This window comes from Mitsuaria sp. MSU3D, from assembly GCF_056867975.1.
This window is the reverse complement of sequence record NZ_CP200314.1, coordinates 4516659-4532227: the sequence shown is the minus strand read 5'-3', so window position 1 is coordinate 4532227 and position 15569 is coordinate 4516659. Positions and strand designations below refer to the sequence as shown.

The following is a 15569-nucleotide window of genomic DNA, read 5'->3' as shown; positions in this document are numbered from 1 at the left end:
GCGGCGCTCCGCTTCCGGAGCGTCCACACTGGCACGACGACGCAGCCCCGCCGGTTTCGACAGGACGCGACGCGATCCTGGAAAAAAACTTCAGGGAGTCCTCGGGAGGCGGCCTCAGGCCTTCGACTCCGCGTAGCAGGGGACCAGCGAGCGGACCTCCACCGTGCACCACTCCGCCGCCGGGCATTCGCGGGCGATCGCGAGCGCCTCCTCGCGGGTCGTCACGTTCAGCCAGAAGAAGCCGCCGACCATTTCCTTGGCCTCGGCGAACGGGCCGTCGATCGTCGTCATGCGACCGTCGCGCTTGGCCACGCGGGTCGATCCGTTGACCGACTGCAGCGACTGCGCCGCGTGCAGCAGCCCCTTCGCCTGGAGCTGCCCGGCGTAGGCGGTCATGCGGTCGTAGGCCTCGCGGCCTTCCTCCGGCGTGCGCGCCTCGCGCTGGCCGACAGGTTCGTTGATCAGCAGGATGTAGCTCATGCGGGTCTCCGTGGAATGCGGGCGGAATGCCGGGGAAGGCGGACTTGGCGGGAGTCGACCGGATCTGCGGGCTATTGGACACCACGTGCCCCCGGCACTGTCAAAGGTCAGGGCATGAGACGCCGGCGATGGGCCCGTCCACGCCGGCCGCCGTCGATCCGCCGGGCGCGCTGTCGATCCGTCGTTTCCCCGGGCCGGGCGGCCACGGCGGCTCCCTACACTGCGCCGCATGACTCCCGCCCCCTCCCGGCCTCTCTGGCGTGACGCCCGCCGACTGCGCGCCTCCTGGCATGCCTGGCTGAGCAACGACGTCCAGCCCAGCGGCCCCGAATGGCTGCAGTGGGTCTGGACGCTGCTGTTCTCCTGCGCGCTGGCGGTCGGCTTCACGGTGCTGGGCTTCCTCCTGAACGCGCGCTCCGCCCGCTGGACCGATCCCGCGATGTGGGCCTGGTGGTACTGGAAGAACGTTGTTGTCTGCGTGACCATCGGCCTGGTGATCCAGACGCTGTTCACGATCCTCGTGCCGCTCTTCGGCGGCCGCGCCCGCATCCGCGCCTGGGCGGACTGGAAGCGCACGGTGTTCTTCTCCGCCGTGCCCTTGCTGGGCGTGCTGATCGGCTGGGTACCGGGCATGTGGATGGCGGGCCTGGCGAACTGGGTGCGGATGGACTGGTCGCAGGGCGGGAAGATCATCGGCATCACCTCCGCGCTCTCGCTGTGCATCACCTTCGCGTTGCACCACTGGTTCGCGTCGAGGCACCGGCAGCTCACCGCCGAGCGCCGCGCCACCGAAGCGCAGCTGCGGCTGCTGCAAGGCCAGATCGAACCGCACTTCCTGTTCAACACGCTGGCCAACGTCCACTCGCTGATCGACTACGACGCGCCCAAGGCCAAGGAGATGCTGGGCGCCTTCACGGCCTACCTGCGGGCGTCGCTCGGCGGCCTGCGTCGCGAGACCGGCCCGCTCGACGACGAGCTGTCCCTCGCCACCGCCTACCTGACGGTGCTGCAGACGCGGATGGAAGACCGCCTGCGTTTCGAGATCCACGCCACGCCCGAGGCCCGCGTCGTGCCGTTGCCGCCGATGCTGCTGCAGCCGCTGGTCGAGAACGCGGTCCATCACGGGCTCGAGCCCAAGATCGAGGGCGGCACCGTGCGCGTCGATGCCGCGCTGAGCGGCGGCTTCCTGGTGATCGAGGTGCGCGACGACGGCGTCGGCCCCGGCGCCTCCCGCCGCACCGGCAACGGCATCGCGCTGGCCAACCTGCGCGAGCGCCTGATGACGCACTACGGCGACCGCGCGTCGCTGACCCTCGTTCCCGCCGAGCCCGGCTGCCGCGTCACGCTGCGCGTGCCGCTGGACACCTGAACGCCTGAACGCTTGAACGCTTGAACGCTTGAACGCCCGACGGCCTGACTCACTTCTTCTTCCCATGCCGACCATGACCGCACCCACCGCGCTGATCGCTGACGACGAACCCCACCTGGCCCGCGCGCTCGCCGCGCAACTGACCGCCGTCTGGCCGGAGCTCGACATCGTCCACATCGCCCGCAACGGCCAGGAAGCCGCCGAGCAGATCGCGGCGTTGCAGCCGGACCTGGCCTTCCTCGACATCCAGATGCCGGGCCTGACCGGGCTGGAGGTCGCGGAGGGCATCGAGGGGTCGACGCGAGTCGTCTTCGTCACTGCCTACGACCAGTACGCGGTGCAGGCCTTCGAGCAGGAAGCGATCGACTACGTGCTCAAGCCGGTGGAGGCGGAGCGGCTCGGTCGCACGGTCGAGCGGATCCGCCGCGCGCTGGCGAAGCGGGACGCGGGCGCGGCCGGCGCGGCTGGCGAGGACGGAGTGGACGCGCGCCTGCTCGCCGCGCTGCAGCGCCTGCACGCGCCGGGCAGCGCGCTGGCGAGGGCGGCGGGGCCGCTGCGCTGGGTGCGCGCGACGCAGGGTGACCTGATGCATCAGGTCCCCGTCGACGAGGTGCTGTTCTTCCGCGCCGACGACAAGTACACCTGCGTGCAGACCGCGACGACCGAGTACCTGATCCGCACGCCGATCCACGAGCTCGCCGCGCAACTCGACGGCGAACGCTTCTGGCAGGTGCACCGCTCGACGATCGTGAACCTGGACCATGTGAGCGGCACGCGCCGCGACGAGCTGAGCCGGCTGTTCGTGCGCGTGCGCGGCCACGCGAGCGAGCTGCCGGTCAGCCGCGCGTACGTGCATCTGTTCAAGTCGATGTAGGCCCCCGGGCGGTTGGCGGTCTGCTGGCGGCCTGTTGGCGAGCGGCGGCGGCCGAGGCGGGCGAGGTCCCGTCACGGGCGCCCCCTACACTGGCGGGCACATGCAGCTCGATCCCCGCTCGATCACCGTCATGACCGCGCTGATGGCGGCGATCATGGGCGGCGTGCTGCTCGGCGTGCGGCGCAACTATCCGCCGACGATCCGCGGATTGCTGCCCTGGGCGCTGGCGCCGATGACCTGCGCGCTCGCCGCCGGCGTCTACGCGCTGCAGGGACTGCTGCCGGAATTCCTGGTGGCGCAGACCGGCAACGTGCTGCTGCTCACGGGGTGCGGCCTGTTCTATTTCGGCTCGCAACGCTTCTTCGGACAGCGCGTGACCTGGCGCCTGTGGGGCGCGATCGCGCTGCTCAGCCTGGCCGTGCTGACCTGGTTCCTGGTCTGGCCGGACTACCGCGTGCGCATGGTCGTGTTCACCGGGACGATGACGGCCTGCGTGCTGGCGCATGCGCGGCTGGTCCTGCGGGATGGCCGCGGTTTCGCGGCGCGCCTGATCGGCGCGACGCTGCTGCTGCAGGCCGCCGTGCTGGTGCTGCGCGGCCTGGCGACGTTCTGGGTCGATGGCGCGCAGTCCTCGCGTTTCGCGATGACGGCGGTGCAGACGAGCTACATCGCGAGCTATTGCTTCAGCGTGCTGCTGCTGAGCGTGGGCGTGCTGCTGATGGCCAGCGAGCGCGTGCGCGAGGAATTCGAGCTGCTCGCCACCCGCGACGCGCTGACCGGCGCGCTGACGCGTCGCGCGCTGCTGCAGGCCGGCGGCGAGGAATTCGATCGCTGGCGCCGCTACGGGCAGCCGCTGTCGCTGCTGCTGCTCGACATCGACCACTTCAAGCTGGTCAACGACCGGCACGGTCACCAGGCCGGCGACCGGGTGCTGGCCGGCGCGGTGGCGGTGATGCGTGAGCAACTGCGCGTGACGGACCGGCTCGGTCGTTATGGCGGCGAGGAGTTCGTGATCCTGCTGCCGTCCACCGATGCCGAGGCCGCGCATGCCTCGGCCGAGCGCGTGCGGGCCGCGCTCGCGACGCACGCGCCGGAACCCGGCATCCCGCCGTGCACGGCGAGCCTGGGCGTGGCCTGGGCGCTGCCGGGGGATGTCAGCCTGGACGCGCTGCTCGCGCGTGCCGACGCGGCGCTCTATCGCGCCAAGGCGAACGGGCGCGATCGCGTCGAGTGATGCGGGCGCCGCCTCACTTGAAGAACCAGTACCCCACCACGATCGCGCCCACGAGGCCGACGAAATCCGCGAACAGGCCGCAGGTCAGCGCGTAGCGGGTCTTCTTGATGTTGACGCTGCCGAAGTAGACGGCCAGCACGTAGAAGGTGGTCTCGGTCGAGCCCTGGATGATCGCGGCGAGCTTGCCCTCGAAGCTGTCGACGCCGTAGGTCTTGAGCACGTCCACCATCAGGCCGCGCGCGCCGCTGCCCGACAGCGTCTTCATCAGCCCGACCGGCAGCGCCGGGACGAAGTCGGTCGGCAGGCCCAGCGCGCCCACGCCGGCGGCGATGCCGCGCACGACGAACTCCATGCAGCCCGTCGTGCGGAACACCGAGATCGCCACCAGGATCGCGATCAGGTAGGGAATGATCTGGATCGCGACGCCGAAGCCCTCCTTGGCGCCTTCGACGAAGGACTCGTAGACGTTGATGCGGCGCCACGCGCCGACGGCGACGAACATCACGATGATGCTCAGGATCACGCCGCTGCCCAGCACGCCGATGTACTGCGACATCACCTCCGGCGGGTAGCTGTGCAGCCAGCCGAAGACGCCGGCCATGATCGCGATGAAGCCGCCGACGAACACCAGCACCGGCACGCTGAACAGGTTGATGCGCTGCACCCACGCCACCGCGATCAGCCCCGACATGAACGAGATGAAGGTGGCGATCAGCGTGGGCAGGAAGATGTCGGCCGCGTTGAACCCGACCAGGCCCTGGTCCACCGCCATCGCCTGCCGGATCGCGATCACCGTGGTCGGGATCAGCGTGATGCCGGCGGTGTTCAGCACCAGGAACATGACCATCGCGTTGCTGGCGGTGTCCTTCCGCGGGTTGAGCTCCTGCAGCTCCTTCATCGCCTTCAGGCCCAGCGGCGTGGCGGCGTTGTCCAGGCCGAGCATGTTGGCCGAGAAGTTCATGACCATCGAGCCGCCCGCCGGATGGCCGCGCGGCACCTCCGGGAAGATGCGGCCGAAGAACGGGCCCATCGCCCGCGCGAACAGCTGGATCACGCCGGCGTTCTCGCCGACCTTCATCAGGCCCAGCCACAGGCTCATCACGCCGACCAGGCCGAGCGAGATGTCGAAGCCGGTCTTGGCCGTGTCGAAGATGCCGGTCAGCACCTGCGTGAAGATGGTCAGGTCGCCCTGGACCAGCCGCGCCAGCGCGACCGCGAAGCCGATCAGGAAGAACCCGATCCAGATGAAGTTGAGCACCATGGGCGCGCATTATTCCGGCCCCGCGCGCATCGGGCCGAGGCGACTGGGGATTGCGAGCATCACCTTGTGGGGGCGGGTCATAACCGCCGCGGGACAGGAGGGAGGATCACGTCGGGCGGACGGCGGACCGCCGCAGCCGTCGCGCGCACGACATCGGCACACCTGGGGCCGTCGAGCCCGATGCCGGGCAGTCGAGGGCCGAGGTGCCCCTGCTCGCGGTCATTGAGCCGCGAGGGCGGTCTCCGAAGAATGGCCTGGCCCTTCCTGTCGTCGAAGGGCTGGAGACCGTCATGTCGATCCTTTCCTGCTGTCGAGGGCCCGCCGGCCCGATCTCCCACGCCAGGCGCCCCGGCATCCGCCGCGGACGCGGACCGTGGATGCTCGGCGCCCTGCTGGGCACGATCCTCGCCGCCGAGGCGGCCGCGGACGCACCGCGGCGTCCCGCGCCGTCCGCGACGCTCTACCAGGTGCCCTTGTGGGTGCTGGGGCGGGACCATTGCTCCGCGACGCAGATCTCGCCGCGCGTGGCGTTGACGACCTACGCCTGCGCCGTCGGCGCGTTGTCCCCCGCGGGCGATGGACGCGTGCAGCTCACGCAGCGCGTCAATCGGCGGCCGTTGAGCGGGCGCCTCATCGAGGATCGCCTGCTGAGCCACGCGCCTCCGGCAGGACTGCAACTGATCCTGCTGGACGAACCCCAGTCCTGGGAGCCGTTGGGCACCACCGGCGCGCCGATCCCGAGCTATCGGCGCGAGCGGGAACTGCTGCGCGATCCTGCCGCGCCCAACCCCGCCCGGTGGGAGGGCACGCGCCTCTATGCCTACGGACCCACGCCGACGCGGGCCGATCGCACCGACACGCCCATGTTCATCCGGAGCTATCACGGCGTGATGGGCTCGGGCTTTCGATTCGGCGATGAGGTGAACGTGCCGCTGACCTACCGCTCGCTGGCCTTCCACAGGAAGACTGAACCGGCGCGTTTTGACGCCGCTCCCGGGACGGCTGCCAGCGGCGTGGACACCTTGGGCACGGACGTGACGGCGGCCTTGCACGGCCGCGATGACGTGTTGCGCGCCGACCGCTGGCTGATCCCGCTGGTCGGAACGGCGGCGGACGGCATCACCCGCACCGGCCGCCCGGTGCCCTTGCCCGGTCAGCCGGCCGTGCTCTACGCGCCCTTCATCGGCGCCAACCAGGGCGCCGGCCTGATGGCGACGCGCGCCTCGCCCGTGGACGAGTACTACCTGCCGGGGGCGCTCGTGGGTCTTGTGGCCGCGCCGGGCACCTTGCATCCCCGTCTGGCGCTGCATTGGCCGGAGGTGCACCGGGTGATGCTGGCTCAGGGACTGCGGGCCGATGCCGCGCATCTGGCGCGGCAGGTCCTGGATGCCAGGCTGCCGTGGAACGGCAATGCCGAAAGCGGAGCACCGGGCGACATCTTCGAGAGCGAGGATTCCCGGACCGGCGCGACGAGCTTCTATCGACTGAAGGCGCGGATCCCGGAAGGGTCCTACTGGTGGTTGCCGAGGATCGGGGACGACAGCGATCCGTGGTGGGAGCCGCTCGGCACCGCGCTGCCGACGCGTTGGCGCGTCCTGGGCTGGCGCGCGCCGCAGTCGGGCCGCGCGCCGGAAGTCGACGACATCCCTGCCGAGGATGCCACCGTGCCCTGACCTCGACCGGGAGGAGACCTGACCCCGGTCGGTCGACGCGGGTCGCGGTCCGGCACAAGCTCATTGGGCCGGCGCGACCGACTTCGAAGAATGGCCAGACCCTTCCGGTGTGGAAGGGGTGGAGTGCCTCATGAATGATCGTCTGTCCCGGCCCCGTCGTGGCCTTGCCCGCTGGCTGCTCGCGATGCTGCCGCTGACCGGCGCGGCAGGCGTCGGCGCCAGCGTCACCACCGGCGTCAACAGCGGCGCCCACATCGAGATGCCGCCCGCCTGGCTGCTCAGCAACATGCATTGCTCGGCGACGCTCATCACGCCGCGCGTCGCACTGACGGCGCAGCGCTGCGTCGAGGGCTGGCCTCACCACAGCTTCCGTCACCGCGGGACGGATCAATGGCAGATGGGCGTGGCGGTGACGTATCCCCGCCAGCTCGGGCCGTTGGGCGATGTGGCGCTCGTCCTGTTCGACGCGCCGTTCGGCGGCGGCATGCCGACCACGGTCCCCATCCCCAGCTATCGCCTCGAGCAGCGGCTGCTCTCGGATCCGGTGCCGATGACCGGCGAGCGCATCAGGACGACCCTGGCGGTCTACGGCCAGGATCACGATCCCGGCGGCGTCTGGACCTCCGCGCGCCGCAGGACGACGTATGTGGCCGACACCGAGATGCCCCTCATCCATCGATCCTTTGCCGGGATTCGCGCCTGGAGGACCTCGGATGACCTCTACCGGCACTTCTTCTTTCCCTACAGCTACTTCTGGCAGTCGGCGGCCAGCGGCCTCCATGCGTCGCTCTATGAGACGCCCGCCGGTCAGGGCGGGCTGGCGTTCAGCGACAGCGACACCGACGACCTGATCGTGGGCCTCACCGGGCACACGGCCGGCTGGGGCCGGTTCGCGGTGTCGCCCATCGATGCCGGCGACCGGGGCGGCGCCATCCTCGCGACCCGGCAGGTCGGCGAGTGGCTGGTGAGCACCGTCTCCGGCACGGTCGTGCATCCGCGGCTGAGCGCCTATTGGCCCTGGGTCTACAGGACGCTGATGGCCCGGGGGATGCGCGACGACGCGGTGCAGCTGGCGAGGCAGGTGCTGGGCACCGGCCGCTGGGGCGACAACGATCACCGCGGCACCCTCGGCGACATCCATGTCTACGAGAACCCGTACAACGACGATGTCGAGTTCTTCCGGCTGGCGGCGTTCGACGGCGAGGGCCGCTACTGGTACTTCTCCCCCGGCAAGACGGACAACCTCCACTGGGAATACCTCGGGACGGATCTGCCGGACAAGCTGCAGGCGACGACGCCGGTTCATGCCTGGGGCGAGAACGATTTCCGGGGCACCGTCGGCGATGTCTTCATCCATGCCAACCCGTACTCGAATCGCGTCGAGTATTTCCGCTTGAAGGCACTGGACAGCGATCAGCGCTACTGGCTGTTGCCGAGGGACGCCGGCGACACGTTCTGGTGGACCTATCTCGGCACTGATCTGCCGACGCGGACGCTCAGGTTCGTCGAGTGACCGTGACGTCGCCCGGAGATTCCGCGCGCGCCGACCCAGGCCCAGGCTCAGGCCCAGGCGTCGGGTCAGCTTTCGAGGAAGCGCTCCCGCACTTCCAGCACCTGCGGCAGCACGCTGATGAAGAGCTCCACCAGCGCCGGATCGAAGTGCCGGCCGGCTTGCGCGCGCAGGTGCTCGACCGCCCGCTCGATCGGCCACGCCGGCTTGTAGGGCCGGATGCTGGTCAGCGCGTCGAAGACGTCGGCGATGGCGACGATGCGGGCCTCCTGCGGGATCGCCTCGCCGGCCAGTCCTTCCGGATATCCGCTGCCGTCCCACTTCTCGTGGTGCGTCAGCGCGATGCGGCGCGCCAGGCCCAGCAGTCCGGTCGTCTGGTCGCCGAGGATCTCGGCGCCGATGGCCGGGTGCCGGCGCATCACCGTCCACTCGGCTTCCGTCAACGGACCCTGCTTCTGCAGGATCGCGTCCGGAATGCCGAGCTTGCCGACGTCGTGCATCGGCGCGGCGTGCAGCAGATCGTCTGCCTCCCGGTCGGTCCAGCCCGCGGCCAGCGCCAGCAGGTGGGCGAAATGGCTCATGCGAACGACGTGCCAGCCGGTCTCGTTGTCCTTGTATTCCGCCGCGCGGCCCAGCCGCTGCACGATCTGCAGCCGCGTCTCGCGCAGCTCGTCGGCGCGCACCAGCGACAGGTGCGTGCGCACCCGCGCGCGCACGACCGGGGGGCTCACCGGCTTGGCGATGTAGTCCACCGCGCCGGCCTCGAAGCCCTCGGTCTCGTCGCTCGAATCGGCCAGCGCGGTGACGAAGATCACCGGCGTGCGTTTCGTCGCCGGCTGCGACTTCAGCACCCGGCAGACGTCGAGGCCGGACATGCCCGGCATCATGATGTCCAGGAGGATGAGTTGCGGGGACTCGCTCTTCGCGAGCTCCAGCGCCTTCTGCCCGTCGCGCGCGAACAGCAGCCGGTAGTCGTCCTGCAGCACGTGGCGCAGCACCTGCAGGTTGGCCGGCTCGTCGTCGACGAGCAGCAGCTTGGGGCGGTGGTCGGCGATCACGGCGTCATCCTCGCGCGCCCGAGGCCGCTGACGAGGCCGCGCTCAGTTGCCTGCGCAGCGACTGCAGCAGCAGCACCGCCGCGTCGAAGTCGAAGTCGTCCAGTGCCTGCGCCAGCGGCGCGATGCGATCGGCGCCGAAGGCGGTGCGCAGCGCGGCCAGCGATTCGTCGTCGAGCTCGCTGCGCTTGAGGGCCGCCGCCAGCCGATCGATCAGCGTCTTCTTCTCGCGGATCTCCTGCGCCACGGCGACCGCCGCGGCCGACGGCTCCGCCATCGGCATCGGCGCGCTCGCGGCAAAGCCCGACGGCGTGCCGTCCAGCTCCACGATCGCGTCCAGCGTGTGCTGCAGCGCCATCGCCAGCGTGTCGACGAGCGCCATCAGATCTTCCTGCCGGCCCAGCCGCAGCGCCGATTCGACCGGCTGCGCCGCGGCGAGCAGTGCCGGCATCGCCAGGCTGCCGGCCACGCCGCGCCAGCGATGCACCAGCCCGCGCATCTCGATCCATTGCCGGCTGTGCGTCAGCTGATGCAGCCGCGCGACGCCGTCGCGCTGTTCCTCGGCGAAGCGGCGCAGGCCGCGCTGCCACGCGGTCACGCTGCCCCACAACCGCAGGCCCTGCTGCCAGTCCAGCGGGCCGGCCATCGCGCCCGCGACGCGGGCATCGATCGCATGGCGCGTCGTCGGCACCGGACCGGCGAGAGCCGGCGAGCGGCCCGGCGTCAGGCCCAGCACGCGGGCGATCTCGGCGAACAGCCGCGCCGGGTCCAGCGGCTTGACCGCGAAGCCGTCCATGCCGGCGGCCAGCGCCGCCTGGCGGTCTTCTTCCAGCACGCTCGCGGTCAGCGCGACGACCGGCGTGTGGCCGCGACCCTGCGCATGCTCGAAGTTGCGGATCCGGCGCGTCGCGCCCAGCCCGTCCAGCCCCGGCATGTGGACGTCCATCAGTACCGCGTCGAAGCGTTCGTCGGAGAAGGCCTTCAGCGCCTGCAGCCCGTCCGAGGCCAGCGTGACCTGATGGCCCTCGCGGCCCAGGATGATCTGCAGCAGCTCGCCGTTCTGCGCCACGTCGTCCGCCACCAGCAGGCGCAGGGGCGGCAGCGTCACGGCCACCTCGGTCGCGTCGGACTCGGCGCGCGCGGCGTCGCCCGCCGGCAGCGGCAGCCAGACGTGGAAGGTGCTGCCCTGGTCGACCTCGCTCTCGACGGTGATGCGGCCGCCCATGCGCTCGACCAGCTGGCGCGAGATCGTCGTGCCCAGTCCGGTCCCGCCGAAGCGGCGCGTCGTCGAGGCGTCGGCCTGCGCGAAGGCGTCGAAGATCCGGTCCAGCCGGTCGGCGGCGATGCCGATGCCGGTGTCGATGACGGCCAGGTGGATCTGTCCGCCCTCCTGGCGCATGCGCAGCGTCACCACGCCCCGCTCGGTGAACTTGATGGCGTTGCCGACCAGGTTCAGCAGCACCTGCTGCACGCGCAGCGGGTCGCCCTTGAAGAAGCGCGGCTCGGCGCCCGGATAGTCGAGGTGCAGCGCCAGGTTCTTGCGTTGCGCCAGCAGCCGCAGCGAGTCCAGCGCCTGCTCGCAGACGGTGCGCAGCGAGAAGTCGACGACCTCCAGTTCCATCGCGCCCTTGTCGAGCTTGGCGGTGTCCAGGATGTCGTTGAGCAGCGACAGCAGCGAACGCGCGGAGCCCCGCACCGTCGTCAGATGGCGGCGCTGCGAGTCCGTCAGGGTGGTGTCCAGCAGCAGCTCGGTGAAGCCGAGGATGGCGTTCATCGGCGTGCGGATCTCATGGCTCATGTTGGCCAGGAAGGCGCTCTTGGCCGCGGCGGCGGATTCGGCGCGTTCCTTGGCTTCCTCGAGCTGGCGCTGCAGGCGCTTGGGTTCGGTGATGTCGAGGATCACCCCGTCGATCCACTGCGCCGCGCCGCGGGCGTCGCGTACCGCGCGACCGCGCTCGGACACCCAGCGTTCGCCGGCTTCGCGGGTGTGGACGCGATACTCGATCGAATACGGCGCATCGGCGGCCACGGCGGTCTCGACCGATGCGTTCACGCGCTCCTGGTCGTGGCGGTGGATCAAGGCGGCGAAATGCTGCCGGCCCTCCAGGAAGTCCTGCGCGGGCCAGCCGGTCAGTTCCTCGACGGCGTCGTTGATCAGCAGCATCGACCAGTTCTCGTCCATGCGGCAGCGGAAGGTCACGCCCGGGCTGTTGGCGATGACGGTGCGGTACTTGGTCTCGCTGTCGCGCAACGCCTGCTCCATCGTGAGCATGCGGCGGCGCTCGTCCATCAGGTCGGTGTTGAGGCGGCGCAGCGCCAGCAGGCCGTTGGCGCCGGCGGTGATCGCGCTGATGGCCAGCGCCATCACGGTCACGGCCAGGGCGAGCCAGCCCGCGTTCTCGACGCTGGTGTTGCAGGGGCCGTCGCCCAGCCCGACGAAGCGCGCCGCGCCCATCGCCGTGTAATGCATGCCGGCGATCGCGCAGCCCATCACCAGGCCGCCCAGCGCGATCGCCCAGTGACGGTGGATCCGGCCGGCCAGGCCGAAACGGATCCACAGCGCCAGCATCGCCAGCAGCACCGCCACGACGATGGAGGCGGCGAACCAGACGGGGTCGTAGCGCAGCGCGAGGGACATCTCCATCGCCGCCATGCCGGTGTAATGCATCGTGCCGATGCCGGCGCCCACCAGCACGCCGCCGACGACCAGCCGCCAGCCGTTGAGCTGGTGACGGGCCAGCAAGGCCAGCGCGACCCAGGACGCGATCACCGCCGGCACCATCGAGATCGCGGTGATGTGGGCGTCGAAGGCGACCTGCGCGCACAGTTCGAACGCCAGCATGCCGATGAAGTGCATCGACCAGATGCCGCCGCCCAGGGCCAGCGCGCCGGTGGCCAGGATCGCCTGGCGGCGCCAGCCCTTGGCCGGCTTGGCCACGCCCGCGACCTGCAGCGCCAGCGCCGAGGTCAGCGAGGCGACGGCCAGCGACAGCAGCACCAGTGGCCAGTCGTAGCGGCCGGTGAGCAGCAGCGTCGGGGCGCCGTCGCGGAACAGGAAGAACTGCGGCAGGACCGCGAGGAGGTCGGACACGGAGGGGGCAGGTCGTGCGCTCGCGCGAGCGCACGACCCGGGCATGGGAGGAGGGCGCCATGGTGCCAAGAAGCGGCGTTCGTCATACGGCACAAATGCGCGACTACTCGCCCGCAAATGCAAACGCCCCGCGAATGCGGGGCGTTTAGCGGAGCGTCCGGAAATCAGAAGGCGGGGACGACCGCGCCCTTGTACTGCGTCTGGATGAAGCGCTTGACCGCCTCGGTCTGCAGCGCGGCGGCCAGCTTCTTCACGGCCGGGGCGTTCTGGTTGTCGTCACGCGTGACCAGCCAGTTGGCGTAGGGCGACTCGCCGCCCTCGATCGCCAGCGCGTCCTTGGACGGATTCAGCTTCGCCTCCAGCGCGTAGTTCGTGTTGATCAGCGCCAGGTCGACCTGCGGCAGGATGCGCGGCAGCGTGGCGGCCTCGATCTCGCGGAACTTCAGCTTCTTCGGGTTGTCGGCGATGTCCTTGGTCGTGGACAGGATGTTGGCCTTGTCCTTGAGCTTGATCACGCCGGCCTTGTCCAGCAGCAGCAGCGCGCGGCCGCCGTTGGTCGGGTCGTTGGGGATGGCGACGGTGCCGCCCTCGGGCAGCGCGGCCAGGGTCTTGTGCTTGGTCGAGTAGGCGCCGAAGGGCTCCACGTGCACGGCGGCGACGGCGACCAGGTGCGTGCCCTTGCCCTTGTTGAACTCGTTCAGATAGGGCTTGTGCTGGAAGAAGTTGGCGTCCAGGCGCTTCTCAGCGACCTGCACGTTGGGCTGGACGTAGTCGGTGAAGACCTTGACCTCGAGTTCCACGCCTTGCCTGGCCAGCTCGGGCTTGACGAGGTTCAGGATCTCGGCGTGCGGCACCGCGGTGGCGGCGACGGTCAGCTTCTCGGCGGCGGCGGTGCCGGCGGCCGCCAGGGACAGGGCCGCGACGGCGGCGGTGAACAGCTTCTTCATGGGTAGAACTCCTCTGAGGGAACGGTGCCGCGCGCCTGCTTGGGGCGCCCGGCGATGGAAGGGGGGAGGCGGGGTGCGGGTCGACGTGACTAGCGATGGGAGACGCGGGTCACCAGCCAGTCGCCGAACATCTGCAGCAGTTGCACGAGCACCAGCAGCAGCACGACGGTCACGACCATGACCTCGGTCTGGAAGCGCTGATAGCCGAAGCGGATGGCCAGATCGCCCAGGCCGCCGCCGCCGATGACGCCGGACATCGCCGTGTAGCCGACCAGCGTGATGGCGGTGACGGTGAGCGCGGAGACGAGACCGGGCAGCGCCTCGGGCAGCAGGCCCTGCCACACGATCTGGCGTGTGCTGGCGCCCATCGCGAGACCGGCCTCGACGATGCCGCGGTCGACGCCGCGCAGCGCGGTCTCGACCAGGCGTGCCAGGAAGGGCGTCGCACCGACGACCAGCGGCGGGATGGCGCCGGCCACGCCGAGCGAGGTGCCGGTGACCAGCAGCGTGAACGGGATCAGCACGATCAGCAGGATCACGAAGGGCAGCGAACGCAGCACGTTCACGACGAAGGACAGCAGCGTGTACACCTTCGGCGAGGACACCAGCCGGTCGCGGTCGAACAGGTAGAGCGCGATGCCCAGCGGCAGGCCGAGCAGCGCGGTGAACAGCAGCGAGCCGCCGAGCATCAGCAGCGTGTCGCCGCCGGCGGTGGCGATCTCGGGCCAGTCGATGGCCTTCAGCGTGTCGAGCAGGGAAGGGGTGGTGGCGGGGCTCATGCGCGCAGCTCCTCGACCTGCACGCCGCGCTCGGCCAGCAGCTGCCGCGCCGCGGCGTGATCGCCGCCGCTGACGGCGATGGTCAACTGTCCATAGGGCTGCTTCTTGATCCGGTCGATGCGGCCGGCCAGGATGCCGAAGTCCAGATTCGCGTGACGGGCGACTTCGCCCAGCAGGGGCTCGTAGGTGCGTTCGCCGAAGAAGGTCAGCCGCCAGAGACTGCCCGCGACATGCGCGTAGTCGTCGCGCTGCTCGCCTTCGTCGACGTGTTCCGCGGCGAGGACGAAGCGCTTCGCGGTGCCCGAGCGCGGATGCAGGAAGACCTGCGCGACGGGACCCTGTTCGACGATGCGGCCGCCCTCGAGCACCGCGACCCGGTCGCAGACGCGGCGGACCACGTCCATCTCATGCGTGATCAGGACGATGCTGAGCTTCAGCTCTTCATTGAGCTCGGCGAGCAGGTCCAGGATGGAGCGCGTGGTTTCGGGGTCGAGCGCGCTGGTGGCCTCGTCGCACAACAGCACCTGCGGGTCCAGCGCCAGCGCGCGGGCGATGCCGACGCGCTGCTTCTGTCCGCCCGACAACTGCGCGGGATACTTGTCGGCCTGGTCGGCCAGACCCACCCGGGCCAGCAAGGCCTGCACCCGCGGGGCGATCCGGGCCGCCTCCCAGCCGGCGATGCGCAGCGGCCAGGCGACGTTCTGCGCGACGGTGCGCGAGCTCAGCAGATTGAAGTGCTGGAAGATCATCGCGATCTTCTGCCGGGCGGCACGCAGGCCGGCGGCGTCCAGCGCCTGCAGGTCCTGGCCGGCCACCACCACGCGGCCGCTGTCCGGCCGCTCCAGCAGGTTGATCACCCGCAGCAGCGTGCTCTTGCCAGCGCCCGACGCGCCGATGATTCCGAACACCTCGCCCGATTCGATCTTCAGATCCACGCCCTGGAGCGCCAGAACGCGGCGACCCTCGACGTCATACGATTTGTGCAGGCTTTGGAGTTCGATCACGGGACGATGAAGGACGCTAGCGGCAGGTGACACCCGTTGCCGTCGTGCGCCTCTCTTTGGGGCGGAAACCGTGATGCTTAGGGATTACCCGGCGTTTGGCAAGCAATCAATGCTTATATGCATATGCCGGGGTGGGGATTCTGCTGAATTCGTATAACGGGAAGGGAGCTTTCAGCGTCCATGCCCGGGGGGCGCTTCGGTGTCGGACGAATATCCTTCGGCGGTTCGGGCGTTGGCCGCCGAGGCATGGGGCCCCGGACGCAAGGTCCGAAACCCCACGCCTCACCGTCCC

12 protein-coding genes are annotated in these 15569 nt (G+C 70.1%); 5 read left to right on the top strand and 7 right to left on the bottom strand.

Features of this window, described 5'->3' with window-relative positions:
• Window positions 1-114: 114 nt before the first annotated feature.
• On the bottom strand, window positions 115-480 hold the full coding sequence (locus AC1VNM_RS19905) for a YciI family protein (RefSeq protein ID WP_377159540.1): 366 nt from the start codon (window positions 478-480) through the stop codon (window positions 115-117).
• 229 nt (window positions 481-709) lie between these two features.
• On the opposite strand from AC1VNM_RS19905, the gene AC1VNM_RS19900 reads away from it, so the two are divergent.
• The 3 genes from AC1VNM_RS19900 (at window position 710) to AC1VNM_RS19890 (ending at window position 3957) form a co-directional block, all read left to right on the top strand.
• Window positions 710-1849, top strand: coding sequence for a sensor histidine kinase (locus AC1VNM_RS19900; RefSeq protein ID WP_377159542.1), 1140 nt, complete (start codon window positions 710-712; stop codon window positions 1847-1849).
• 73 nt (window positions 1850-1922) lie between these two features.
• On the top strand, window positions 1923-2723 hold the full coding sequence (locus tag AC1VNM_RS19895; RefSeq protein WP_483108040.1) for a LytR/AlgR family response regulator transcription factor: 801 nt from the start codon (window positions 1923-1925) through the stop codon (window positions 2721-2723).
• A gap of 100 nt (window positions 2724-2823) precedes the next feature.
• Window positions 2824-3957, top strand: a complete 1134-nt coding sequence (locus AC1VNM_RS19890; RefSeq protein ID WP_483108039.1) for a GGDEF domain-containing protein — start codon at window positions 2824-2826, stop codon at window positions 3955-3957.
• Window positions 3958-3970: 13 nt separating this feature from the next.
• Here the strand turns inward: AC1VNM_RS19890 and AC1VNM_RS19885 are convergent, their stop codons facing one another.
• A complete protein-coding gene (locus AC1VNM_RS19885; protein ID WP_431100511.1) occupies window positions 3971-5218 on the bottom strand; it encodes a nucleoside recognition domain-containing protein in 1248 nt (415 codons plus the stop codon).
• A gap of 290 nt (window positions 5219-5508) precedes the next feature.
• Here AC1VNM_RS19885 and AC1VNM_RS19880 point away from each other — a divergent pair, with 290 nt between their 5' ends.
• Entirely contained in the window at window positions 5509-6891 is a 1383-nt protein-coding gene (locus AC1VNM_RS19880) for a hypothetical protein (RefSeq protein ID WP_483108038.1), read from the top strand.
• Window positions 6892-7021: 130 nt separating this feature from the next.
• On the top strand, window positions 7022-8404 hold the full coding sequence (locus AC1VNM_RS19875; protein WP_483108037.1) for a trypsin-like serine peptidase: 1383 nt from the start codon (window positions 7022-7024) through the stop codon (window positions 8402-8404).
• 65 nt (window positions 8405-8469) lie between these two features.
• Here AC1VNM_RS19875 and AC1VNM_RS19870 read toward each other — a convergent pair whose 3' ends face one another.
• The 5 genes from AC1VNM_RS19870 to AC1VNM_RS19850 all read right to left on the bottom strand — a co-directional run bounded on the left by AC1VNM_RS19870 (window position 8470) and on the right by AC1VNM_RS19850 (window position 15277).
• Window positions 8470-9459, bottom strand: a complete 990-nt coding sequence (locus AC1VNM_RS19870) for an HD domain-containing phosphohydrolase (RefSeq protein ID WP_483108036.1) — start codon at window positions 9457-9459, stop codon at window positions 8470-8472.
• A 4-nt stretch (window positions 9460-9463) separates the two neighbouring features.
• A complete protein-coding gene (locus AC1VNM_RS19865; protein ID WP_483108035.1) occupies window positions 9464-12547 on the bottom strand; it encodes an MHYT domain-containing protein in 3084 nt (1027 codons plus the stop codon).
• 164 nt (window positions 12548-12711) lie between these two features.
• On the bottom strand, window positions 12712-13494 hold the full coding sequence (locus AC1VNM_RS19860) for a MetQ/NlpA family ABC transporter substrate-binding protein (protein WP_483108034.1): 783 nt from the start codon (window positions 13492-13494) through the stop codon (window positions 12712-12714).
• A gap of 89 nt (window positions 13495-13583) precedes the next feature.
• Window positions 13584-14273: a methionine ABC transporter permease gene (locus AC1VNM_RS19855; RefSeq protein WP_483108033.1), complete on the bottom strand. Its 690-nt coding sequence runs from the start codon at window positions 14271-14273 to the stop codon at window positions 13584-13586.
• Window positions 14270-15277, bottom strand: a complete 1008-nt coding sequence (locus tag AC1VNM_RS19850) for a methionine ABC transporter ATP-binding protein (RefSeq protein ID WP_377159560.1) — start codon at window positions 15275-15277, stop codon at window positions 14270-14272. The genes AC1VNM_RS19855 and AC1VNM_RS19850 overlap by 4 nt, the downstream gene beginning before the upstream one ends.
• Between the last annotated feature and the right edge of the window lie 292 nt (window positions 15278-15569).

Excerpts from the sequence above, each read along its gene's own strand:
- AC1VNM_RS19885 (WP_431100511.1), bottom strand. The coding sequence starts at position 5,218 with ATGGTGCTCAACTTCATCTGGATCGGGTTCTTCCTGATCGGCTTCGCG.
- AC1VNM_RS19905 (WP_377159540.1), bottom strand. The coding sequence starts at position 480 with ATGAGCTACATCCTGCTGATCAACGAACCTGTCGGCCAGCGCGAGGCG.
- AC1VNM_RS19880 (WP_483108038.1), top strand. The coding sequence starts at position 5,509 with ATGTCGATCCTTTCCTGCTGTCGAGGGCCCGCCGGCCCGATCTCCCAC.
- AC1VNM_RS19900 (WP_377159542.1), top strand. The coding sequence starts at position 710 with ATGACTCCCGCCCCCTCCCGGCCTCTCTGGCGTGACGCCCGCCGACTG.
- AC1VNM_RS19890 (WP_483108039.1), top strand. The coding sequence starts at position 2,824 with ATGCAGCTCGATCCCCGCTCGATCACCGTCATGACCGCGCTGATGGCG.
- AC1VNM_RS19875 (WP_483108037.1), top strand. The coding sequence starts at position 7,022 with ATGAATGATCGTCTGTCCCGGCCCCGTCGTGGCCTTGCCCGCTGGCTG.
- AC1VNM_RS19895 (WP_483108040.1), top strand. The coding sequence starts at position 1,923 with ATGACCGCACCCACCGCGCTGATCGCTGACGACGAACCCCACCTGGCC.
- AC1VNM_RS19855 (WP_483108033.1), bottom strand. The coding sequence starts at position 14,273 with ATGAGCCCCGCCACCACCCCTTCCCTGCTCGACACGCTGAAGGCCATC.
- AC1VNM_RS19860 (WP_483108034.1), bottom strand. The coding sequence starts at position 13,494 with ATGAAGAAGCTGTTCACCGCCGCCGTCGCGGCCCTGTCCCTGGCGGCC.